This is a genomic window from Bradyrhizobium sp. Kon37, assembly GCF_055807535.1.
Window position 1 is genome coordinate 15553 of the sequence record NZ_JBVVOY010000014.1, and the last position, 21301, is coordinate 36853.

The 21301-nt window shown below is 59.0% G+C and carries 21 protein-coding genes; 5 read left to right on the forward strand and 16 right to left on the reverse strand.

Annotated elements, in window-relative coordinates; translation table 11 throughout:
• Positions 1-810 precede the first annotated feature (810 nt).
• A complete protein-coding gene (gene gspG / locus AC0L3J_RS23660; RefSeq protein ID WP_473348447.1) occupies positions 811-1302 on the reverse strand; it encodes a type II secretion system major pseudopilin GspG in 492 nt (163 codons plus the stop codon).
• A gap of 1149 nt (positions 1303-2451) precedes the next feature.
• Here gspG and AC0L3J_RS23665 point away from each other — a divergent pair.
• A complete protein-coding gene (locus tag AC0L3J_RS23665; RefSeq protein ID WP_473249183.1) occupies positions 2452-2856 on the forward strand; it encodes a VanZ family protein in 405 nt (134 codons plus the stop codon).
• 22 nt (positions 2857-2878) lie between these two features.
• Here the strand turns inward: AC0L3J_RS23665 and AC0L3J_RS23670 are convergent, their stop codons facing one another.
• The 9 genes from AC0L3J_RS23670 to AC0L3J_RS23710 all read right to left on the reverse strand — a co-directional run bounded on the left by AC0L3J_RS23670 (position 2879) and on the right by AC0L3J_RS23710 (position 10471).
• Positions 2879-3508 (reverse strand): prepilin peptidase, encoded by a 630-nt coding sequence (locus AC0L3J_RS23670; RefSeq protein WP_473348448.1) that lies wholly within the window; start codon positions 3506-3508, stop codon positions 2879-2881.
• The gene (locus tag AC0L3J_RS23675) at positions 3505-4122 is read right to left on the reverse strand and encodes a hypothetical protein (protein ID WP_473348449.1); all 618 of its coding nucleotides are present in this window, start codon (positions 4120-4122) and stop codon (positions 3505-3507) included. The genes AC0L3J_RS23670 and AC0L3J_RS23675 overlap by 4 nt, the downstream gene beginning before the upstream one ends.
• Positions 4119-4718, reverse strand: coding sequence for a type II secretion system protein GspM (gspM, locus tag AC0L3J_RS23680; RefSeq protein ID WP_473348450.1), 600 nt, complete (start codon positions 4716-4718; stop codon positions 4119-4121). The genes AC0L3J_RS23675 and gspM overlap by 4 nt, the downstream gene beginning before the upstream one ends.
• Positions 4715-5827, reverse strand: a complete 1113-nt coding sequence (locus AC0L3J_RS23685; protein ID WP_473348451.1) for a PilN domain-containing protein — start codon at positions 5825-5827, stop codon at positions 4715-4717. The genes gspM and AC0L3J_RS23685 overlap by 4 nt, the downstream gene beginning before the upstream one ends.
• Positions 5828-5910: 83 nt before the next feature.
• Complete coding sequence (locus tag AC0L3J_RS23690; protein WP_473348452.1) at positions 5911-6555, reverse strand: prepilin-type N-terminal cleavage/methylation domain-containing protein; 645 nt, start codon at positions 6553-6555, stop codon at positions 5911-5913.
• Positions 6552-6998, reverse strand: a complete 447-nt coding sequence (locus AC0L3J_RS23695) for a type IV pilus modification PilV family protein (RefSeq protein WP_473348453.1) — start codon at positions 6996-6998, stop codon at positions 6552-6554. The genes AC0L3J_RS23690 and AC0L3J_RS23695 overlap by 4 nt, the downstream gene beginning before the upstream one ends.
• A complete protein-coding gene (locus tag AC0L3J_RS23700; protein ID WP_027516169.1) occupies positions 6998-7435 on the reverse strand; it encodes a GspH/FimT family pseudopilin in 438 nt (145 codons plus the stop codon). The genes AC0L3J_RS23695 and AC0L3J_RS23700 overlap by 1 nt, the downstream gene beginning before the upstream one ends.
• A complete protein-coding gene (locus AC0L3J_RS23705) occupies positions 7432-8679 on the reverse strand; it encodes a type II secretion system F family protein (RefSeq protein ID WP_473348454.1) in 1248 nt (415 codons plus the stop codon). The genes AC0L3J_RS23700 and AC0L3J_RS23705 overlap by 4 nt, the downstream gene beginning before the upstream one ends.
• 10 nt (positions 8680-8689) lie before the next feature.
• Positions 8690-10471 carry a GspE/PulE family protein gene (locus tag AC0L3J_RS23710; RefSeq protein WP_473348455.1) on the reverse strand — a complete coding sequence of 594 codons (1782 nt, stop codon included), beginning with the start codon at positions 10469-10471 and terminating at the stop codon, positions 8690-8692.
• A gap of 143 nt (positions 10472-10614) precedes the next feature.
• Here AC0L3J_RS23710 and AC0L3J_RS23715 point away from each other — a divergent pair, with 143 nt between their 5' ends.
• On the forward strand, positions 10615-11544 hold the full coding sequence (locus tag AC0L3J_RS23715; protein ID WP_473348456.1) for a hypothetical protein: 930 nt from the start codon (positions 10615-10617) through the stop codon (positions 11542-11544).
• A gap of 16 nt (positions 11545-11560) precedes the next feature.
• Here the strand turns inward: AC0L3J_RS23715 and AC0L3J_RS23720 are convergent, their stop codons facing one another.
• From AC0L3J_RS23720 to AC0L3J_RS23745, 6 genes are all read right to left on the reverse strand, one after another.
• A complete protein-coding gene (locus AC0L3J_RS23720) occupies positions 11561-11920 on the reverse strand; it encodes a hypothetical protein (RefSeq protein ID WP_035968497.1) in 360 nt (119 codons plus the stop codon).
• 68 nt (positions 11921-11988) lie between these two features.
• Positions 11989-14226 carry a type II secretion system secretin GspD gene (gene gspD, locus AC0L3J_RS23725; protein ID WP_473348457.1) on the reverse strand — a complete coding sequence of 746 codons (2238 nt, stop codon included), beginning with the start codon at positions 14224-14226 and terminating at the stop codon, positions 11989-11991.
• Positions 14227-14821: 595 nt separating this feature from the next.
• Positions 14822-15154: an H-NS histone family protein gene (locus tag AC0L3J_RS23730; RefSeq protein WP_473348458.1), complete on the reverse strand. Its 333-nt coding sequence runs from the start codon at positions 15152-15154 to the stop codon at positions 14822-14824.
• A 247-nt stretch (positions 15155-15401) separates the two neighbouring features.
• Positions 15402-16868 (reverse strand): undecaprenyl-phosphate glucose phosphotransferase, encoded by a 1467-nt coding sequence (locus AC0L3J_RS23735; protein ID WP_084462213.1) that lies wholly within the window; start codon positions 16866-16868, stop codon positions 15402-15404.
• A gap of 252 nt (positions 16869-17120) precedes the next feature.
• Entirely contained in the window at positions 17121-17702 is a 582-nt protein-coding gene (locus tag AC0L3J_RS23740; RefSeq protein ID WP_473348459.1) for a hypothetical protein, read from the reverse strand.
• A gap of 648 nt (positions 17703-18350) precedes the next feature.
• Positions 18351-18623: a hypothetical protein gene (locus AC0L3J_RS23745; RefSeq protein ID WP_156948718.1), complete on the reverse strand. Its 273-nt coding sequence runs from the start codon at positions 18621-18623 to the stop codon at positions 18351-18353.
• A gap of 516 nt (positions 18624-19139) precedes the next feature.
• On the opposite strand from AC0L3J_RS23745, the gene AC0L3J_RS23750 reads away from it, so the two are divergent.
• From AC0L3J_RS23750 to AC0L3J_RS23760, 3 genes are all read left to right on the forward strand, one after another.
• Positions 19140-19370 carry a hypothetical protein gene (locus AC0L3J_RS23750; RefSeq protein ID WP_473348460.1) on the forward strand — a complete coding sequence of 77 codons (231 nt, stop codon included), beginning with the start codon at positions 19140-19142 and terminating at the stop codon, positions 19368-19370.
• Between the two features lie 30 nt (positions 19371-19400).
• Positions 19401-19703: a hypothetical protein gene (locus AC0L3J_RS23755; protein ID WP_473348461.1), complete on the forward strand. Its 303-nt coding sequence runs from the start codon at positions 19401-19403 to the stop codon at positions 19701-19703.
• A gap of 517 nt (positions 19704-20220) precedes the next feature.
• Positions 20221-20595, forward strand: coding sequence for a VanZ family protein (locus tag AC0L3J_RS23760; protein WP_473348462.1), 375 nt, complete (start codon positions 20221-20223; stop codon positions 20593-20595).
• Positions 20596-21301: the final 706 nt, after the last annotated feature.

A 21301-nucleotide genomic window follows, 5' to 3' on the forward strand; every position in this document is an offset into this window, starting at 1 on the left:
ACGGAGGCCGCACCGATAAAACTCCCGGACGTCCCGCCACCAGCTGCGCATCGGTCGGCCTGCTGACAAAGCGTCGTCAGACGAAAGGGGCTTCACGCGGTAAGGTTGACCGGTTAGGTTAAAAACCGAGTCGTATTGTTTGTTCCGCGAGCTGCGCTATTGCTCTGCCCATGGGCAAAAAGCAAACCAGGACTTCAGACAGCCAGCCGCCATCCGAAGCTCTCGGCCGCATGCACCAGGAAGTACTCAAGCTGAGGGAAGAAGTCGAAGCAGAACAAGCGCGAGCGGATCGATCAAAGCTCCGCGGCGCGGTCACGTGGCACATGTCAAACAGGCGGGCCCGTTCCAATTCGAAAGCGTAAAGGGCGGCGTGCCGGGCGGTACCCCGACTCGAACATTCGATGAAGGACGACGGCCCAGTACGAGTAGACGATCAGGTGCGCGATGCTGAACCGAAGTGCAACGTAATGCCTTCCGGGAAAGTACTTTCGTCTCCCCTTAGCATCGCACAAAAACCTCTCAGCCGAACGCGCGAGCACGGTTTTCGTCAGCCACATTCCCGTCGCTCGCCGCAGCCCGCTGTCTCGAAAGTTCTGCACCGGACCTTAGTGCCGGGTTTTTAACTTGAAGGCGCATACGCTAGACTGCAAACGGAAATGAACTATCCCGTGCATCAAGCACGGAGTTTGATGGCTTCGTCCCGATCGACTGTTTCCCGAAGCTCGCGACCTACGTCCCACATCGAACCCCGGCTTCTTCAGACTTGCCGCACCCGACACCCCTTCGGAAGATGAAGGGACATCAGCCGTCTCACCCGTTGTCTGCCCAGGCGCGATTCGTGCTCACCGCTGGACCCGTCTTCTTGTTTCCCTTTCCGGTCGGCCCGAGCGAGTAGACATTGTAGTCGCCCTGCTCAGTGACGGAATACTGATAGGGCCGACCCCAGGGATCCTGCAAGGTTCTGGCGTTCTTCAAATAGGGGCCATTCCAGCGAGGAGCTTCCGGAGTCGCTTCAACCAGCGCCCGGAGTCCCGCGCCCGGGCTCGGATATGAACCATTCTCCACATAATACATCTCGAGAGCCGTGTTGATGTTCTCGATCTGAAGCTGAGCGGACTGCGTCTTTGCTTTTCCGAAATACCCCATGACTTGCGGTGTCGCCATGGCAGTCAAAGCCGCGAGAATGCCCATCACAACGAGCAACTCCAGCAACGTATAGCCGGCCGCCGCGGATCGCGGCTTGGCATGACGAAGATTTTTGAAGCGACGTGGCGCTGAAGATTTACGCGTGTCGACGGTCATGATGCCCCCAAACAGATACGCTCGTATTTCGGGGTATCCTCATCGCGTCCCGTGTTCATCGGGTTAACAGAACCGGTAACTTCGAGCCAGCCTGAATACGGGCGTAGTAACCCGGTGAAAATGCCAGGCTGCGCGCAAGGAAGGCGTTAAGCTTTTCGGCGAGTTAACGGCACTGATAGATGTGCCAGATCGGCCATCAAGCTTAACCAGCGACTCTGTTTGTCGCGCGGTCAGGCCATTCCTATAATCCGCACCATAGCTCGTAAGGTCAGAAGCCAACCTGAATGGTTGCGGGAGTAATCGACTTGCAGCGTATCAACATATCCAAGAGCATTGTGCTCGACCCGGTCGAGAAGTCTCTATGCCTGCGCTATGCAGAGGTTCTCGCGCTTCGCAAGGCCGTACGGAAGGAAAGCTCTACCCTGGCAACCAAGAGGCCCAAGCGGAGTGAGCTCAAACGAATGCATGGCAACGGGAAGTGACCTTCATTCACGCCGTATCTTGATCGATGCTTGCTGCGGCTCACGCTTAACGCCGTAAACCAATCCGTCAGCACTCGACCCGATTAATCGCAGCGGTTGAGAGTACGCAATCGCGGCCCGTCAAACCAGACCAGACGACACCGCACCGCGTCGGGCCGTCCATAGGCGTCTCGCGCCCACTTACCATAAATTGCGTATTCGCCGTATCCGAAGGGATAGTCGTAACCGTCATCCAATCTGTTGTGGACGTAACGTCCAACCGGGTGGGAGAGATCTGGTGTCACGACTGTCACAACAGGAGGTACAATCCTGGAAAGGCGGGCATCGTAACCGTACGCGTTGCGCCAATGAGGCTTGCGATAAGGTCCCGCCCTGTCGTTCGCTTCGACCATGGAAGGCGCGAACATTGTCAAAACTGCAACGGTGGTTAGTGTGAACGTCCTGGCTTTCATGGATCTCCTCGCTCTGTTCGGCCATAACAAAAAGCGCGACGGTGATCAGTCTATCCTGGTCATGGACCAGACAAGTACTTCTCGCCTGAGATGTGGTTAAGCTTCCAGCGAGGTGATGGTTAAGATGCACTGACCAATGCAAGGTGCCGTGGTGCCAGGGGCACTCATCGCTAAAAGTTATCGACGTTTGGCCCTTTGCCCTGCATAAAAGGAGCATGAACAGATCGATCGTCACGACGACGCTTGCAATTGCTGCCTGGGGAATGGTGTCCCTGATTGGCTATGCGACGCTGACCAAAGTCCAATTCATCTATGTCGTCTACGGAAAAATAAAGCCGTTTTTGTTCGGGGCGAACATGGCGACGTGGGCGCACCTGGAGCACGTGATCGCCTTCTCGATGCTAGGCATCCTGTTCGCACTGGCTTACCCACGGCGTCCGCTTGTAACATGCTCGATCGTAGCCGGCATCGCTGTGGTTTTTGAACTGCTTCAAACACTAACTCCCGATCGGCACGGCACCCTGATGGACGCGTCCGAGAAGATCGTAGCCGGCTGCATCGGCATTGCCGTCGTCGCAACGATTCAGTTCGTTCGATCTGCCAACAAGCCTTCGGGCTAGAGGCCCGGCGCCGCTTGCTTGTTTATCCAGGAAGGGTTGCCATCGGATCGAATACCCACGCCAGCCACAGCCCAACGGCGAGATGGGGGCCAAACGGAATGGCATGCCGCCCCTCGACTTCGTATCGCGCAGACCTGAGCAGAAACGCGCTGGCAAGCGCCGAGACGACAGCGATCAAAAGCAGGGCCGGCAGCGAACCAAAGCCGATCCATAATGTAGCGGCAGCGAGAAATTTGACGTCGCCAAAGCCAAACCCGTCGTAGCCACGGACCCAACGATAGATCGAACGGAAAGCCGTGATCGCGATCAGCACGATCACGACTTCCGCAAGCCGGTACATTATCTCGCCCAGATCCAGGAGCCACACTGCTGCGAAGCCGCAGACAGCCAGCGCTCCGACAAGTCTGTCCGGGATGATGCCAAAACGGGCGTCGATGGCGCAGATAGCTGCCAAAAGTGATCCGAGCATCACGCTCAGCAACAGATAAATGGTCCACGTCTGATTGGCAGACCCGGACGTGAGAATCCCGATTAATCCAGCAACAAGGAGCCAAGCGACAATTACCTGGTCTCGATAGGGCTCGCGGCAAGCCAGAGCACGCGCCAAATAGTGTCCGGTCCGCGTCGCTGTTTTGCGCAGCGCTGCGATCATTTCGCCAGGACAGTCAGCTGCAAGGTCTGCCGTTCACCATCAGCCTCGAGCACAATCTGGTTCGGCTTGATTTCGGAGAGCCGCCAGCCCAACCATTGCTCATTCAACGCGATCCAGAACCCCACCGGGTTCTCCGAAAAGGTCAGAAACGCCTTGGCTTGCTCGCCGTTGATGAAGACACCTCTGAGCGCGACGCTGGGGTCGAGCATCGCTCGCGTCGATATCGATGGGACAACGGCAGGAGGCGCGGCAACAGCCAGAAGCTGGCGGCTCCTGGAAAAGAGCGGACGCTGCAGGATGTTCTCGTAGGTTCCGCCACTCCGGCTCTCCCGACCCGCCGATGCTCGGTTACCAGCGCCTGACGCCGACTGGTTGGCAATCGCCAGCTCCAATGACACGATGGCCAGGATCGGCCCAACGGCGGCGAGCCCTGTCAGCACGGAAAGACCGACCAGCAATCCTCGCCTGAGAGGCGCCAACGACTTCAGCTCGCGGCGGCTGGGGATTTGACCCGGCAGACGCCGGCGAACACCCGCGGACGCCAGTTCAAGACGGGACCTCAGGGCTGATTGCCAGTGTTGCCACCGAGTGTTTTGGGAAACCAGCTCGGTCATTTGTTCGCCGCCTTCGCGTCGCTGTCGTGCCGGTTCTCGGTCAACAACGGTCCGGCGGTCGAAGCAGGCGAGCTACGCAGCGCTCCTTCAACCGTCAGGCTTGCGCGCATACGCATATCGTCTCCCTCGGTGAGCGTTCGTAGCGACAGGTCTGTGACGAACAGGAACGGCGTCTGCGTCTCGATCGCGGCAATAAGCTCCCGCACGGCCGCAGCCGCGCCCTCGACTTCCAGCCCGACCGCAACTGCTCGCCACTGTCCCGCCGGACGCCCCGCCAGGCCGCGGACAGCCTGCACCGCCAAACCCTTCGCGCCGGCCACGGCCTGCAGATTGGCCTGAAGGTCTGCACTCGCGACACGCTCCTCGGCTCCCGGCAGATACGGGTCAGTATCCGATGGAGAGGACTTGGCGATCCTGGACGCCTCATCTGCGACATGCCGGATCTGTGCGAGCTGCGCTGCGCTATCCAATATGTCATCGTTTCGCTCGGCGAAATGAGAGGCGATTGGGCCCGTAATCGTAAAGAATACAGCCGATACGATCGCACAGTTCATGCCGAAGAAAATCAGCCGCCGCCGGAGAAGTGCGCCAGTCATGATTGTGGCCTCTCCGCCGGCATCGCAATCCGGCCCGCACCCTTCCGGAGCTTCAGGCTGATGCGAAACCGGTCCCGCTGCTCGTTGGCATCCGGCGTGATCGGCCCGACCAGAGTTGCTCCCGTGAAAAGCCGGGAACCGTCCAGAATCCGCACCAGTCGGGCAGCATCAGACGACACACCAGATAACGTGATGGTGCCCCCGGCAACCCGGACTTCCGTCAGGAATGTATGGTCCGGAATGACACGAGACAGTTCGTCCCAGGCCGCGAGGCTGCCCGGCACAGCTTTGAGCGCCACAAGTTGCGCAGGCGATCCTGCACCCTGTTGCCCAAGTTGTACGCCCTGCTTTGCTTCGTAAAGTTCTTCCTCGAGCCCCGCCGCTCGCCTCGACTGCCACCACTCGAATGCGAGCATACCGGTCATCGTCACAACCAGCAGAGCGAGCGCAAGGATGCGGGTCGCTCGCAACACCCAGGCTGGATCCTCCTGCCGGCTTTCTCCGAGGGTCACAACGGCGATCGGAGTACCAGTCGCCGGCTTGACCGCAATGAAGTCGATCTCGGATACCTGAAAACCCAGCCGTGCAATCTCGGACCCTGCCCGATCCTTGGGAATGATCCAGTGGCGGAAGCCCGCCACGCCGTCATTCGAAGGCTTGTCCGGAGTCACACCATGCCAGATGTCGGGAAGCTGAAACGGCGTGCGGTGAACGACTTCTTGCGCGAGAATCCGTTTCAGCGCGTCGAGCTCTGATCGAGGTAGCCTGAACTCGCGCTGGAAGAAAAGATCGGACTGCAGTACGACACCGACCTGTACGGCATCGCCGGTGCATCCACATTCCTTGATCCACTCATCCAGCTGCAGGCGATTCAGACGACTTGCCTGGAAGCGGCATTCCCGAACGCCAGGCGGAGCCACCAGGTGACACACGACGGTATCGTCCTCCGTCCAGACGAATAGTCGCCTTTCACTTCGAGCCTGCAACGCGTGACGCCAGGCGGCTGGCATGCACTCACGCAACTCATCCATCCACCAATGGGTGAATTGCCGCCACCCCTCCGCAAGCGCACGCGGGGTCTGCAATCTGCTCACCGAGACGTGGGTCATCGGCCTGATTTCCCTGCAAGTCCGAACATCGAGCTGTCGAGTATATTTACCAATTGTTTACGAGGTGTAACGCCGGGTGTGGATTACGAGCCGCCCGGCATCCCTTCGTTACGAAGCGCCACGATCATCGCGGGACCGTTGCGTCCCGTGTCCCTGAAATTCATGCTTATTTCGACCAGCGCAGGCAACCGCGCGGCCTTGATCCAGTCGTCGCGCCACACAGCATCGCCTTCCCTGCCAGCGACCCCGAAATAGCGAAAACGTATGTCGCGCAAGCCCTTGACGATGGTCGTCGAGGAAACCGGCGACTTGCGAGCCTCGCTTTCTTTCAACAATCCGAATACCTCGACAATCAGTTCATCGTTACGGCGACGAATGCGGACGTCCTGCAAGCCCCCTTGCAAGGTGCGCCCCTCGCTCAGAACGACGAGGCGCAATTCTTCTTGTTGTCCATCAAACAGCAAGCTGCCGGCCTGCTTCGCACCGGGCGCAGGCATGGCCGAAGCGATCAGGCTGCGGAGGCTCTCTCGCGCCGCATTGGTCGCCGCTTCGATACTATTGCGTCGGTCTGCATCAAAGGCACGAACAGCCATAGACAATCCTCCGACGATAAAGCCGGAGAGGATCGTCAGGATCGCCAGCGACACCAGAAGCTCGATCAAGGTAAGCCCGCGCTGGGACTCGTGCTGACAGGATCTGCGAAGCCTTTTAAGCCGAAGTCGGGTCATTGCTTCTGTCCTGGGGCAAGCTTGAGAGCGGCCAGCCTGGCTTCTGCTCCTGCCTCATCCTGGACGACAATCTCAACCCATAACATCGTCAACAGGGTTCCCGCTGGAGCGGCTCCATCCGGCGTTCGGAGTTTAGCGGGCTGAACGGGCGTCACGATCTCGCGCCAGCGGTATCGCCCGATCCGCCCCTCGCGACGACCGCTCCTGAAGGGGGCGGCGCGGCCAACCATCTCAAGCCTGGATTCAGCGATCTGATCAAGGACCTGCTTGTTATGCACTTTGGCATCGGCCCGCAAAGCCGTCGTGATTCCAACCACCAGAGTGCCGAGGCCAACGGCAAGCACAACGAAGGCGATCAGCACTTCTATCAGGGTGAAGCCGCGTTGGGCTGCGAGGCGCCTGCCATGAGCGGGCGAACTGTATGTAGAAGTGCGAGCGGACATCACTCGATTCTCGAGTCGCCGGTGAACCAGTTGACGACGACGCGCTCCCTCCGCCCCCGATAAGTGAGCAGGATCTCTCCACCGCTCGAACGGCCATCTGGATAGAATCGTACGCCTCCGACTGCACCATGTCGTTCAGTCACCGCGACGGTCAGGGCCAGCTCCATACCCGCAGGCAACTGGCGCATCGCGTCGATGGCTCCGAAGCGGCCGTTCTGCGTATCGACGCCAACGACAATTTCAGCGTTGCGAGCCCGGGCCCTGCTGCGGGCCAGCTGGAGACTCGCTGCAATCGAGCGAGCTTCGGCGTTAATCCGCGCAGCCGCTGTTCTTGGCTTCGCTGCCATGACAGAGGCCGAGACAAGCGCTATGATCGAAAGCACAACGAGTGTCTCTATCAGCGAGAAACCGCCAGAACCGGAAGCGATCCTTTTCATTGATACGCCAGATTGTTGATGGACAGAACTGCGCTCATCACCTGTAGGATGAGGGCTCCCACCAGTCCCCCGATCCCGACGGTAAGTAGCGGAGTCAGAAGTCCGACAAGTTGCTCGATCTTGCCCTGAACTTCACTTTCCAGGCTGGAAGCGACGCGGACGAGCATTTTTCCAAGCTGGCCGGTCTCCTCGCCCACTGCGATAAGGCGTATCATTGCTGGAGGAATCAACCCCGATCCACCGAGCACCTGACTCAGCGCCTTGCCCTCGGGCACCTGACTGATTGCCTCGCTGTAACGGGCGCTCAGATATCGATTGTTCACCAATGAGCGTGCCGTTTGCAGCGCGGCCATGAGTGGTACCCGGGCTTCCACGAGGCTGCCCGCCGAGCGAGCGAACTGGCTCGCCTCACGTCGCTGGATGAGAGATCCGACGACAGGGAGGTGACATTTGAGATGATCGAGCCTCTTCATCGTCTGTTCGTCACTGACTATCCTACGACAGGCGATCCAACCAGCGATCGCCGCCAGTACGCACCAAAGCAGAAGCCGGGCCCAACTATCCGGAAGATCGGCAAGGACTGCCAGAATGCCGGGCAGGGGCAGACCTGAGTCAGAGAAAATCGGCGTGAGATTCGGAATGAGCACGAAGATGATCACGGCAATCGACATCAGCGACATCAGCAACAGAATTGCAGGATAGACCAGAGATCCGCGGATTTTGTTTCTGATCTCAACCCGCCGAGCCAGCATTTCTGCGATCAGCATGAGCGCCTGTGCCGTCTGTCCTCCGGCCTCTCCGCCTGCCAGGATTGCAATGTAGTCAGGCGGGAAAACCTCTGGCCTCCGCCCCATCGCCTCAGACAGCTGCAGGCCGGCCAGGATATCCTTCAGTAATCCGTTCGCGAGGGCAATCCGCCTCGGTGACGCGCCAGCGCCGGCGAGCACTCGAAATGAAGCATCGACCGGAATGCCGGAACTCACGAGTGACGCAAGCTCAGTGGTAAATGCAGACAGCTCCTTCAGTCCGACGCGCCTGGAGCCCCGCCCACGCAAGCCAGCATTTCCGGGTTCAATCAGAGGGGTAGTCGAATGTGAACGGCTGTCCGCGCGAAGCACTGTCTCCACTGGCGTGAGGCCGGCGCTGTAGAGCGCCTCGACCGCCGCATCCAGCTCTTCGGCGACGATCGTGCCCGAGGTAACGACGCCTTGCCTGGTATAAGCACGATACTGGAAAGTGGACACGCGATGCTCCCTAACTCGATCGCGAGACCCTGAGCACTTCCTCAATCGTCGTCTCACCGAGAGAGACTTTGATGAGGCCGGCCTCGTAGAGCGTGTGAAAACCCGCACGTCGTGCGAGAGAGATCATGGTCCGTCGATCGTTGTTCCGTCTGCCAACTGCTTCCCGCATGTCGTCGTCAACAACCAGAAGCTCGGCAACGCTCGTTCGCCCGAGATAACCGGTGCCGTGACAGGCGTCGCAACCGACGGCCTCACGTGCACCCGACCAGTCAATTGCAAGTCCTTCCGGAACTGGCCATTTCAGGCGCGACGTAACCTCGGCGCGATAGGCGGCTGGACACGCGCAGTGCGGGCATAACCTGCGTACCAGACGCTGAGCCATCACACCGGTGAGCGTCGAGGCGAGCAGATAACGTTCAATGCCAATGTCCATCAGGCGGGTGATCGCGGCGATGGCACTGTTGGTGTGGAGCGTGGAAAATACAAGATGACCGGTCAGCGACGCCTGAACGGCTATGCGGGCGGTCTCCAGATCACGGATTTCACCGATCATGATGATGTCCGGATCCTGGCGCAGGATCGAGCGAAGGACGGCGGGGAAATCCAGCCCGATCTGTGGCTGGACCTGGATCTGATTGACGCCACCGAGTTGATATTCAATCGGATCTTCAACAGTAAAGAGCTTCGATTCCGGGCGATTTAGCTCGTTCAACGCAGTGTATAGCGTTGTCGTCTTGCCACTTCCTGTCGGGCCCGTGACCAGAATGATGCCGCTTGGCAGCGACATGAGACGATGAAGCCCCGCCTGAATGTCTTGATCTAGACCGAGCTTGGAAAAATCCAGTTCGACCCTGGTCCGGTCGAGAATTCTGAGGACAAGGCTCTCGCCGAACGCCGTCGGCAGCGTCGAGACGCGCACGTCAATCTCGGTTCCGCGGACTGCGGTCTTGATACGCCCATCCTGGGGCAATCGACGCTCGGCTATGTCCAGCCTTGCCATGATCTTGATGCGTGTCGTCAGTGCAGCCTTGAGCGTCGATGGCACAACGCGCTCTTGTTGTAGAAATCCATCAAGCCTGATTCGAACCAGAACTGTGTCCCGTCCCGGCTCGATGTGGACGTCGGACGCTCCACGCTCGACTGCACCTGCGATGATCTGGTTCACCAGACGGATGATCGGCGCTTCATTGGCGATGTCACGCAAGCGTTCGACGTCAATCTCGTTTCCATCCGCTACGCCGGGCGCGACAATGCCCTGATCGTCGCCGGATGCTTGCGCACCAGTATCCTGGTAGAGCTTGCGAAATGCGCGCTCAATGTCCGCAGGAGCGATGACAGCGAGATCCACCTTCCGGCCAAGCATGTAGCCGATCGCTCTGTGCGCCTCCTCGTCGAACGGATCGACAGTTGCTAACAGCAGAGCCCCGTTGGAAGTCGATATCGGCAATGTGCGACTGGTCTTCAGGAAAGGGAGCTTCAGGCGATCTGCGAGCACCGGTTGCGCCGGGACATCGGACGATCGCACGACCTCGAGCCCGCAATAAGCAGCATATGCACCACAGAGATCAGCCTCCGAAAGCAGGCCGAGCTTCACCATGACGATATCCAGGCGCTCGGAAGCGGCTTCCGAAGCGCGCCTCGCCCGGGCAATCGCTCCTGCATCGACAAGGCCTTCGCGCACCAGAAGCGCTGAGAACGCATCGGCGAAGCCGTCCTCCTTCGGCTTGGGAACATTGACCAAACCCGTCGTCGGCGACTCCTCGCATATCAATGTCTGTGCATGGGCGAGCATGGGTTTTCGGAGATCCTGACATCCGGCCATCCACACGCTAGAACGATTTTGTTAATTAAGGCTTTTCATACTTTATTTGCCATTTTCATATACGAACTCGCAATCGATGCGGCGAACGAGGTCAATCCTTGCAAGGACGGTCCATGTCGATTGCGCCTGCATGTCGCCGCATGCGGCATCGTCGCGAAGTCCCGAACAGCCATCCCTGCGGCTCCTGCGGGCGCCGCGGCTTCGCGTTGATTACGGTGATCTGGGGTCTTGGTCTCCTCACGCTGCTCGGTGCAGCCGTGATCGTTGGCGCTCGTTATCGCGCCAGGACCGCGCTGGCTGACGGCTCGGTGCTCTCAGCGGCTGCAGCTGCAGAAAGTGCCGTGAATTTCTCCATCGCAAGCATGCTCTCGCCGACGCCGGATACCGGCTTTCCAAAGAAATGCCGAATGCCCGGAGGCGAGCAGGCCGAAATAGTCGTCGAGGAGGAGGTCGGCAAGATCGACATCAATGCCGCCGGGCTGCCGACCCTGGAGCGTTTTTTCGTGGCGGTCGCGAAGGACAAGGCGCTCGGGGACAGAATTGCCCAGAACGTCGTCAATTTCCGGAAGTCACTCCAGCACAAAGAGACCGCTAGTCAAACCCCGCTCACCGGCAATCAGACCGCACCAACGAACGCGCCGAACGACGTAAAACGCTCGGGCTTTTCGACCAACCTGGAGCTGGATCAGATCGACGGCATGTCGCCCGCATTGCTCCGCTCAGCAATCCGCTACACAACCACTCTATCGGGCCGGGTAGAGCCTGTGCCAGAGGCGATGACGCCAGCCTTGCGCCTGCTGATGGGTCTCGATCCAGCGCGGGCCGAAACCAGACGCCCGACCCTGCCCGGGAGCTTCACCATTCGGGCCGACATCCGCGCAATCGACGGGTCACGGTACATTCGGGAAGCTCTGGTGTCATTTGGAGGAGCCTCCACTCAACCCTACCTCATCCGCGAATGGCGACGTGGCGACGTCATCTCAGCCGCCGCCGCAAGCCAACTGACGAACAGCGGCCCGGCCCAGACCTGCTTCAAGCTATAAAGCCGACACAGGACGTTCAACCCTTTGACCGAAGAACGGCCTGAGACCTGGAATTTCTTGCTGACTCCTCCAGCCGCTCTCTCTCTTCGGCTACAGCAGGACCAGGCTCGAGCACCGTGCATCCCTTCGTACGCTGAAGATCGGTCAGAGCATCCAGCCGCCGGCGTTCGTCAGCCAACTGCTTTGGTGCATCGAGCGGAAACCGGTCAGAATCATAGCCCGCCAGCGATCCTGCCGCGAGCCAGTATTCGAGGCGAGCAGCGCGCTTGACCGAGAAGCGGAACGAGCCCGCGATCGCGTTGCAGGACATGGATTCATCGACGGGCAACAGCATATAGGGTGGCGGCGGATCAATCACGTAAGGCTGGCTGGTCACGCAGCCGGCCAATAGATACGGCAATGCGCAAACGCTAACCAACCGGGAGACCAGGCGAGCGCCTCGTATCACGGCGTCACCAGGCGCTGCGCGGTATTGAGGGGCGCCCGCTGGCGCGTTGTGGCGTGCGGCATATAGACATTCATCTTGCGGCGATATTCTTCGGTGACCAGCCGGCTTTCGGTCCCGTCGCGAACAACCTTCGGCGTGATCAAGATGACGAGCTCAGTTTTCGCAACCGCGTCCTTCTTGTTTGCAAACAACGCACCAACCCCCGGAATGTCTCCCAGGATCGGCAACTGGTTGCTGCTTTTGCTGGCGCTGTCCTGGATCATGCCGCCCAGCGCCAGGACCTCACCGTCGCTCACGACAACCGTCGTCTTGACCCGTCGCTGCTGAATGGTGGGAGAATTGATATTCGACGTCGTTGTCCTGACGACACTACTGACTTCCTGCTCGATATCGAGCTGGACCCGCCCGCTCTCATTGATGCGCGGGGTCACTGAGAGGATCACGCCCGTATCTTGCATCGTGATGGAGTTCACGATTGCTGTCTGGGCGGTAACCGTGCTCGTCGCAGTCTGCGTCGTGATCGGAACCTGATCGCCGATTTGAAGGCGCGCCGTCTTGTTGTCGAGCACCATCAGGGACGGTGTGGAGATGATATTGACATGAGTCAGGGCGTTCAGCGCGCTCAGGGTCGCCGCTATGTTCGCAGTGTTGATGGCATAGTTGAAACCGGGGAACGCGGCTGCCACGCCGCCGGTAAGAGCATTGGAGAATGTTGCGGTCGGAGTTCCATTCTTCGCAAATTGCCACTGCAGCCCAAACTGAAGATCATCATTAAGGGTCACCTCCGCGATCACAGCCTCGATCAAGACCTGGCTCGCCACCACGTCAAGACCCTGCACGACGCGCAGCACGCGTTGGTAGTCGCGCTCATTGGCCATGATCAGCAGCGAATTCTTGGTGTCGTCAGCAACAATCTTCATCACTGGCTCAGCGCCCGTGCTGGATGCCGTGTTGTTGTCCACCATGTCAGCCAACGCTCCGTCGGGATCGCCGTTTGAAGAGCGCGATGCCACCATCGTGTCTGCCGCTTTCCCCAATCCTGCTTGCATGGTGAGGTCCGAAGCGCCGATGCCGGTCGCCGAGGATTTGCTCGCATCGCTTCCGAAGGAGATCTGCTTCGATTTCGGCGAGACGTTGCGGCTTGTCGGGCGCACGACCTTCATCTCTTGCGAGAACATGGACTGAAGGATTCCGGCGAGTTCACCGGCTGTCCGGTTCTGGACTTGATAGACGTGAAGTTGCGGTTCTGTGCCGCTGGCGCGGGCGTCAAGCCGCCTGATCCAGGATTGCGCGCGCGGGATGTAACCTGGATTCGAGGTCACGACGAGGATTGCACCGAGCCTAGTGTTGGCGATGAACCGCACCCTCCCCTTCAGGGGGCCCTCCTTGTCAGAGGCAAATACCGCTTTCAGCTCGTCGACCATCCTTTCAGGCTGAGCTGCCCTGACAGGTACGACTGCGAATGACATGCCCTTCATCACATCAACGTCAAAGATCGAAACCGAGTCGAGCATGCTGTCGATTTCGGCCTGTGAGCCCTTCAGCGCGATGATGTTGCGCCCATCGTCCGCCTGCACAATAGCTCCCTTTGGCACCATCGGTTCGAGCACGCGCGCCACTTCCGTGGCTGCGACGTATTTCAGCTGGACGATGCGAACGCCACTGCCGGTAACCGCACTGTTGGTAGCATCGCGGACAGTGCTTACAGCCCCGGTCGCAGACTGGTCGGCCGGAGCGATCCGGTAAATGCCACGGTTCTGTACCAGCACTGCGCCGATCGGAGCGATGGCCGTCTGGAAAATCTCGAGGGCATCCGTTTTGGAGACCGGGTTGCTGGTCTGGACCGAAACGACGCCGTCGACCCGGGGGTCGACTACATAGTTGACGCCGAGGAGATCTCCCAAAACCGTCTTGGCTGCCTGCTGCAAGGGAACGTTGGCCAGATTGAGGACGACATTGCCATTGGCAGCCACCGAGCTTGACTTGGCCGCTGCCGAGCCGATCATCCGGCCGTCGCCACCCTCAACGGTGGCGACTGCCCTGGATGATGGTGACGGCAGCGCGATGGCACCCGTCGGCATCAGGTCCTGGGCGTTCGCCTCGAAGGATACCGGCTGGCCTGATAACCTGGGCTGAGCGTTCAGGGTCGGACTGACGATTCCCGGGGCGCCACAGCCGGCGACGAGGCTTGCGAGCAGGCAAACCACAGAACCCGTGAGGGGGCCACGAGACATCGGCAAAGCAAGCTCCGAACATAAAAAGGCGCACGCGCGGGAATTCGAGCGTAAACAACTGGTAAATCATCATGGTTAACCCAACGTAAAAGCCGTTCCGGCCCCCGGGATCCCGGGCGGCGGGTTTCAGCGCGTGGGGAAGCTGAATCGGAGCGATCCTGCCTCAAGCCGGTTCTCTCGGGACGGCAGGGCTGCACAGAGCCTTCCTCGAGACGAGGCGCAAAAGTGCACGGTCAGATTGGCTTCGAGACTGCCGTAGCGCCGAATAACCGAGCAGGGGTCCCGGTAGATCTTACCTGGGTTGGCAACTCTGGCGACAGACCTGCGCCTGGCTGTCACAGGACGCGAAGCATGGAGCGCCGAGGGTGGTCGGACAGACCCGCTTGCATGCTGCGTTCTGATTGTCGCAATTGGCCGTGCAAGCTTCACTTGCCGCATCGGTGAGCCGGAGCTTCGCGCGGCTGAAATCTTCCGTCGATGCCTGCGCGAGCTGAGGCAAGGCAAGGCCGATGATCAGGGCCATAACGAGTTTCACCTGGGGCCTCCTCCTTGCTGAATGGAGCGCTTGAACGGCGCGATTGATTCCAGATCCGAATTAGCGGCGGCTTGAGATCAGGAAGTCGTCGATCGAGCGGCCGGCCCGTAGTGCGGCCGTGAGCCATTTCGGCTGCTTTCCCCGACCCGACCATGTCTCGTAGGGAGCACTCAGATTGCGATACTTGGGGTGAACTTGAGGATAAGGCCGTCGTTCGCGCGAAGAGGGAGCGGCGGGCGGATTGGCGGCCTCGTTCTCACGACGAAGCTGCGCCAACCGCTTCTCAAGAGCTCGCTTCTCGGCGTTCAGCCGTACCGACAAGAGCTCATTGAGCTCCTCGTGTAGCTGCCAGAGCTCATCCAGCGACATGCTTTCCAGATTGGGCTTCTTCATCCGTCCGTCGTAGCGTAGCAGCTTCCGCTGCGTGAACTCGGCACATCATGATTCGATATGTTGAATGATGTTCCATTTTTTCACATTTTTCCAAGTGCGATTTATTTCCGTCCCCGCAAAGTTGGTACTTCGCGGCATGGAATAAGTACAAGCCATTGAAAGAAAGAAGCTAAGAATAATTTATTGGCGAATTGATGTCACCGCGGGAAAGCAATCCTGCAGTTGCGATCCGCATGCAATTCTCGCGCTAATAGGCATTCCGCTTTCGGGCAACCTCGAAAAAGGTCTTGATCAGGATCTGGACATCGAGCCAAAGGCTCCAGTTGTTGACGTACCAAAGATCGAGTTTTACGCGCTCGGCGATGGCCTCCACGGTGGGCGTGGCGCCCCGGGAGCCATTGCACTGCGCCCACCCCGTCAGCCCCGGCTTGACATGATGCCGGAAGGCATAGTCTTCGAGGATTCTCTCGAAATAGCTATCATGGGCAAGCGCATGAGGTCTGGGACCGATCAGAGACATCTCACCCGTAAGAACGTTGAGCAATTGCGGGAGTTCGTCGATGGAGGCGGCCCGCAGGAAGCGCCCGATCGGCGTCACCCGCGGATCCTCCCGACTGGCCTGAACCACGACTGGACCATCCTCCTGCACTTTCATAGTGCGGAATTTCAGCATTACGAATTCTTTGCCGTTGAAGCCTTTTCGACGCTGACGGAAAATGACCGGCCCTTCACTGTCCAGTTTGATGGCAATCGCCGTGAGAACAAAAATCGGAAGCAGTGCAGCCAGAGCCGGTCCAGCAACCAGGATGTCCATCGCACGCTTGACGACCCGCTCGACCGCGCTCAGCGGCGCACGCTGGATTTCGACGGCGAGCACCCGTTGACGCGCCGACGACACGAAATTGGACAGCGATCGAACGTGCAAATCCGGCAGCAACCGCGAGGAAACCGGTAAGTTCTTGACTTTCTCCCGCGCAAATTCAATTCGCGCGTCATCGTTCCAGGGGAGCACCAGAAGCACCTCCCGGCAGTTGTTGCGACGAACAAAGGCCCCGACCTGGCCAAAAACGCCTTCGTCGGCAGCCAGCCGCTTCTCGCAATCGGGCTCGCTGCTCAACAAGAACTCTTTGACGTCCGTTGCCCCGAACAGCGCGAGGCGATCTCTCGGGGCAAGGGCAAGAAGCTCTCTCTGATCACCGACAAGGACTGCATCCCTGCGTCTGATTCCCCCCTTCGCAACAGCCGACGCCAAATTGGTCTTGGTCGCCTTGCGGACAGCCAGGAGACCGATCGGAGTCACCAGATAAAAAGCGAAGAAGGTGCCGCGCGAATAATCTCCGCCGATTTTCAGGATGAAGGCAAAGAACGCCAGCAGGATTCCGGTGCTGAACCAGCAAACGAGGATTTCCGTGATCTCGACCCCGGGCTTGGCGCTGTCGGGCAGGTCATAATAGCCGATCCCGCTCATACGCAGGATATAGATGAATGCAGCCATGAGGCCGACCGCACAGCACGGCAGCAGGCTCGGTACGGGGCTGCCTGCTGCAAGATGGTAGACTATTCCACCACCAATGCTCGCCAGAATGATGACGAGCGCGTCCGAGGTAGACAATGCGTAGGGAATAAAGTCCGACGACCAGATTGTTCCCTTTTGGACATGCGCCTGGTCGACCTGACGCGCTTCTTTCTCGCGAATATCCGAACCAATCGACATCAAACTTCACCAAATTCTAACGGCAAATTAATCGGGGAGATGAACCACAAAAATCGGCTTTTGACAAACGTCCCAATAACTTTTTGTTAGCAATTTTAAGCTTAGGCTCGTTGTCTGTGCGGCGCAACATGAATTTAGGCGCCGGCTCTCTGCCCCGAAGCATGGTTAAGGCAGGGCGACGCTGCACTGGCTGTTGTGCGCCAGCACGTTCCTGCACCTTCACTCCGGCGTCATCGTCCTGCTCCTGCCCCGTTAGGGCGCCACCTCTTTGAAGGATTCGCCGTCAGGTTGGACGAGGGCCTTGTCGGATGGATTGGTCATCACCGCCGCCCGGTCTTCCTGAGCGTCCGGCGGCATGCCTGGATTGAGCGCCCGTGCCTGCTCAACCAGGTTCCCCACAGTCTGACTTACGCTCGGCACCCAATATGAGCCGAGAAGCTCTGTGGGGTCGCCTTCCAAACGACATGCGCATGGATCCGTCCCCAAAAGGGTCAACTTCTGTTTTGGCCGCCCGGAGCCTAGAAGCCATGAAACAGAGTTACCGGGCCGTGCCGGAGAATGAACCAGCATTGCGCAAACATGAGAAGGATCGTGAATGCTCGCACTGGTGCCACCATGACCAGCAACGCGAATCCCTCTGACGCGGGCACCACTGCCAGGCGAGACCCTGGCCGATTCGATGATCGCAGTGCAACCAACTGAGAAATCAAGCAGCACGGATTGGCAGTCATTGCTTCCGTGCCGGATTGACTCGCCCGCAACCATAGAGCCGAATGGTCTTTTGTCTTCGTGGGCGCATTTATGAGCTACTTCGCAGAACTGCAGACCGGTCATTGGCTGATCCTGGCTGGATGCGTTTCGATCCTCGCAGGGGCAATCGGGATGTCGATAGCGAAATCGGGCTGAAGAACCGACCAGGGGTCCCATGAAAAGGACCTGTCAGAGAGTGCGGTTGTAAATTGCGTTCTCAGGCGTCGGGTTCTCAAGCACTCTCAAAGGACCCTTCGGTAGAATCACGAGCCCACTTCGACGCGACAACCGGAGCAGGGCACACTCCGGACGGATTGAATTTAGCTTGGCGACAAACTTCAACCCGACGCCTGGCTTGGTGAGAGGTATCTTGAGCCCGTCCGGTGATCACTACGCCTTCGGACCTTTCCTCCTACCCTGTTCAAGAACAGCGGTACCAATCACGGGGTCAAGTTGGTCGGCTTCGGTAACTTCGCAGGCGATTACTTTCCAACTCAGCATCCAGCTTCAGTTTTGCGGAAATCTGCCGGCAACTGACGATCCATACGCCGGAGTGACGAGCTATACGTCAGGCACATTGATTGTGCCTGAACCATCAACCTCGTCGATGATGCTCTCCGGCTTTCATGGTGTACGCTTTCCAGCCTGACATCGTCGCAAGCAGGCCCGCTTGTTGCCTGATCTCAATTGCTCATCAACAACTACAGAGAGCGCCTCGGGCGGTCTTTCTTTTCATTGGTCGCAGGCTCGGCGCACTCTATCCTGATAGCGCGGCCGAGCATTTGGATTGAGCTGATCCACTTCGGCGCAATCGCTCTGGTAAATCGAGTTCTGACGACTGCTGTTACCTTTATCGGCGGCACTCGGCGGCAAGCCCTCGCGCTTGTTCGGACGTCCATCGACACGCAAGTCAACGGGCCCGTTTGGTTGTCGCAGATCGACCTGCGCCAGCGCAGGTGTAGAGACCAACATTACGGCAATGACCCAGGTGGTGAAGCGGGACATCTTGCCCTCCGGACAGCTGTTGTAGGGATAGGCCAGTATCGGCGGTTTCGTTCCGCAAGCCCGATCACGTACTTGGGAACGGCACCGGCTGGCAATGTATCGAGAATACTGCCGACAGAGATGGGGATTGCAAACAATGATCGAGCTCAACCTGGCCATCGCAACTGGTCTCGGCGCGTTGCTTGCCGGAGGGCTTGTGCCGATACGACGTGCGGGCGGCGCGCACCACTGATGCAGAGACGGCCTTGAGCGTCCTGCCTTGTCGCTAACGGAGACGGGATCTCCCTTAACCTTGAGAAGTGAGGTTAATCCGAACCTGTCCTTGAGACCAGGGGCGCACCCGGCTAATGCTTGTCGCGCCGGTCGCGGATGGTCTTGCCCCCAGGTCGATCCCCGAAGACCACGATTTGAACTGTCCGGCATGGGCCGCCAGCAACGCCCCCAGGTCTGGCGGCCCACCTTTTGCTGGAGCGCGCGGATGTCATTCAAAGACCCTCGGACCACTTCATCGTTCGCATGTACGAAAGCCTGCGGGATGAAGCGCTCACCCATGACAGATTGGGCTTCCCTCCCGCCATCGACAAGGCGAGAGAGCGCGCCGAAGAGCTGTATCAGCAGATCGAGCGGCACGCTGTGTTCTGCACGCGTATCGAACGGCCGGAGGAAAACACGATGGTTGAGAACCTGTTCAGAGGGTCCGTGGACAGCGGCTGGGCGAGGTCGCCGCACGTCCGGAGCCTCGAATGAGCGGTCGTCCCCCACAAGCACATAGCTCTGGTGAAAGAGCTATCAGCGAATCGAGCGGCGGCTGAGCTAAAAGATGCGACTTTGCATTGCAGACAATCCAGTAAGCAGCCGGACGTCAACGCCACAGCCGCAGTCGAAGGTCAAGAAACCCCAATGTTCGACAAGACAGCAGATCAAAGTGATGTGGCGATTGAGAGCCGCAAACGTTCCGACCTGGTCTTCCCTCTGGTATTCAGTGCGAGTGCGGTCGTCGTTACTGTCGTCTGGCTTGCCGCGATTGGTTGGTTGGTATGGCAACCGATCGGCTACCTGGCTGCCTTGTTATTCGAATAAACAATCCTGCTTGGCAGCACATGAGTCTACCCAGGCGAACAGGAGTGTGCGATTTCGATAGCATCCATCTGCTTTGTGCTTGGTGCCTGCTTCTCGTTGTCCTTTGTCGCGTTTAAACCCAGGATCGACGCGTGGCTTGACAAGCAATAGCCTGGCGTCGACCAAACTCCCACGGACGCTCGACAATCGGTCAGAACCTGTCCATGTCAAGCTGCGCGGCCAATATTGAGCACAGCGAATCACCTTTTCAGGTGGTTCAGCAGAAGCCTTCGGCCAGCCTTGTGGTTTGCGCGCGCCGGCCCCTTCCGGGCCGAACAATGCAGGCAAATACAGCCTTGCCGGGCTGTTTACGCGTGCTTCCCACTTTCGCTTCTCCGATCACTTTCGGGTGCAACGCAAACTGCCAGATTGCCCCCTTTACCAGCACGGGCCTGCTCCTGAGCCTCCTGGCTGCGGCTAGGGCCAACAGAGTGCGCCTGCCTTATCGCACCCCGACTTCGTTGGAGTTTCACGTCTTATGCGAGCAGCCAGAATCCTGTTGCGCCTCGCCACCCTCGGGTGGCTTGCCTTTATTGTTTTTGCGACCCTGTCCCGGCTTTCCTCGAGGCCAACTCTTGTCAACACCGACACGGAGCTGATCACAGCTTTTGAACGGTTCTGCGCTTACGCCGTACTCGGCTTCCTTTTTCGGCTTTCAGTCCCTGATCGCCCACGGCTGGTCGCGATCTCTATCCTGGGGATTATCGTTGGACTCGAGTTTGCGCAGTTCGTCGTTCCAGATCGAGACCCGCGCCTGATCGACACACTGGAAAAAGCGCTTGGTGGCTCGGTTGGGTTTTTCGTCTCGTTTCTCGCCTATAAGGTTTTCCGTCGCGTCTTGCGCCTCGGCTAGGCGCCATCAAACGGCTCGCACTGTGATGTCCGGTTTGCCGCCAGCATCGGCCGAGGAGCGGGTGGCCCCCGGCGTCCGTTGATGGGCCAACTTGCTATATCGCGCCTGCAGGCTGGCAAAGAGCCGCCCGAAGGCCGCCCAGTATCAAATCTTGATCACGGATCAGGTGGCCCTTAATGCTGGCCTCGACTTGCGCCGATAAGCCGTCAAGCTGGTGCCCGCGAAGCCAGAAATGAGCACGGCCCATACGGAGGGCTCGGGTAAAGCAGCTACAGCAGCAGGCGTATAGTCCCAGGTGATCTCCATACGGGGATTGAAATCCTCCGCGACTACCGCGACGCAATCCCCGGTATCAAGTGAGCTGGACTGTTTGAGCACCGCCGTCCCCGAGCCTGTGTGTTGCGGACCTCAATCGGCATCGCCGTCACCCGATCAATGGCCGGCGCCATTCAAGGCCTTCAGCAAGCTGACACTTGTGATCCGCACGGACTCGTGCCTCATTGCACACTTGTCCGGACGTCGAGTGCATCGAACTGAGAGATCACACAGGGACGCACATCGTGCGAAAGCGCCCTGATCCGTGACGGCGTCCCGGTCTGAAGTCGCCGACAAGGTGCCACACCGCTGGCTTCACCGACCACCCTGGCCGACTTTCGCCAGCCAAACGCCGCATTGACTGTGACGCCTCATGCAATGCAACTTCACT

Coding starts and splice junctions, on each gene's coding strand:
- gspG (WP_473348447.1), bottom strand. CDS start 1,302: ATGACCGTCGACACGCGTAAATCTTCAGCGCCACGTCGCTTCAAAAAT.
- AC0L3J_RS23665 (WP_473249183.1), top strand. CDS start 2,452: ATGAACAGATCGATCGTCACGACGACGCTTGCAATTGCTGCCTGGGGA.
- AC0L3J_RS23670 (WP_473348448.1), bottom strand. CDS start 3,508: ATGATCGCAGCGCTGCGCAAAACAGCGACGCGGACCGGACACTATTTG.
- AC0L3J_RS23675 (WP_473348449.1), bottom strand. CDS start 4,122: ATGACCGAGCTGGTTTCCCAAAACACTCGGTGGCAACACTGGCAATCA.
- gspM (WP_473348450.1), bottom strand. CDS start 4,718: ATGACTGGCGCACTTCTCCGGCGGCGGCTGATTTTCTTCGGCATGAAC.
- AC0L3J_RS23685 (WP_473348451.1), bottom strand. CDS start 5,827: ATGACCCACGTCTCGGTGAGCAGATTGCAGACCCCGCGTGCGCTTGCG.
- AC0L3J_RS23690 (WP_473348452.1), bottom strand. CDS start 6,555: ATGACCCGACTTCGGCTTAAAAGGCTTCGCAGATCCTGTCAGCACGAG.
- AC0L3J_RS23695 (WP_473348453.1), bottom strand. CDS start 6,998: ATGTCCGCTCGCACTTCTACATACAGTTCGCCCGCTCATGGCAGGCGC.
- AC0L3J_RS23700 (WP_027516169.1), bottom strand. CDS start 7,435: ATGAAAAGGATCGCTTCCGGTTCTGGCGGTTTCTCGCTGATAGAGACA.
- AC0L3J_RS23710 (WP_473348455.1), bottom strand. CDS start 10,471: ATGCTCGCCCATGCACAGACATTGATATGCGAGGAGTCGCCGACGACG.
- AC0L3J_RS23715 (WP_473348456.1), top strand. CDS start 10,615: ATGTCGATTGCGCCTGCATGTCGCCGCATGCGGCATCGTCGCGAAGTC.
- gspD (WP_473348457.1), bottom strand. CDS start 14,226: ATGTCTCGTGGCCCCCTCACGGGTTCTGTGGTTTGCCTGCTCGCAAGC.
- AC0L3J_RS23730 (WP_473348458.1), bottom strand. CDS start 15,154: ATGAAGAAGCCCAATCTGGAAAGCATGTCGCTGGATGAGCTCTGGCAG.
- AC0L3J_RS23735 (WP_084462213.1), bottom strand. CDS start 16,868: ATGTCGATTGGTTCGGATATTCGCGAGAAAGAAGCGCGTCAGGTCGAC.
- AC0L3J_RS23740 (WP_473348459.1), bottom strand. CDS start 17,702: ATGACCGGTCTGCAGTTCTGCGAAGTAGCTCATAAATGCGCCCACGAA.
- AC0L3J_RS23745 (WP_156948718.1), bottom strand. CDS start 18,623: ATGTCCCGCTTCACCACCTGGGTCATTGCCGTAATGTTGGTCTCTACA.
- AC0L3J_RS23750 (WP_473348460.1), top strand. CDS start 19,140: ATGTACGAAAGCCTGCGGGATGAAGCGCTCACCCATGACAGATTGGGC.
- AC0L3J_RS23760 (WP_473348462.1), top strand. CDS start 20,221: ATGCGAGCAGCCAGAATCCTGTTGCGCCTCGCCACCCTCGGGTGGCTT.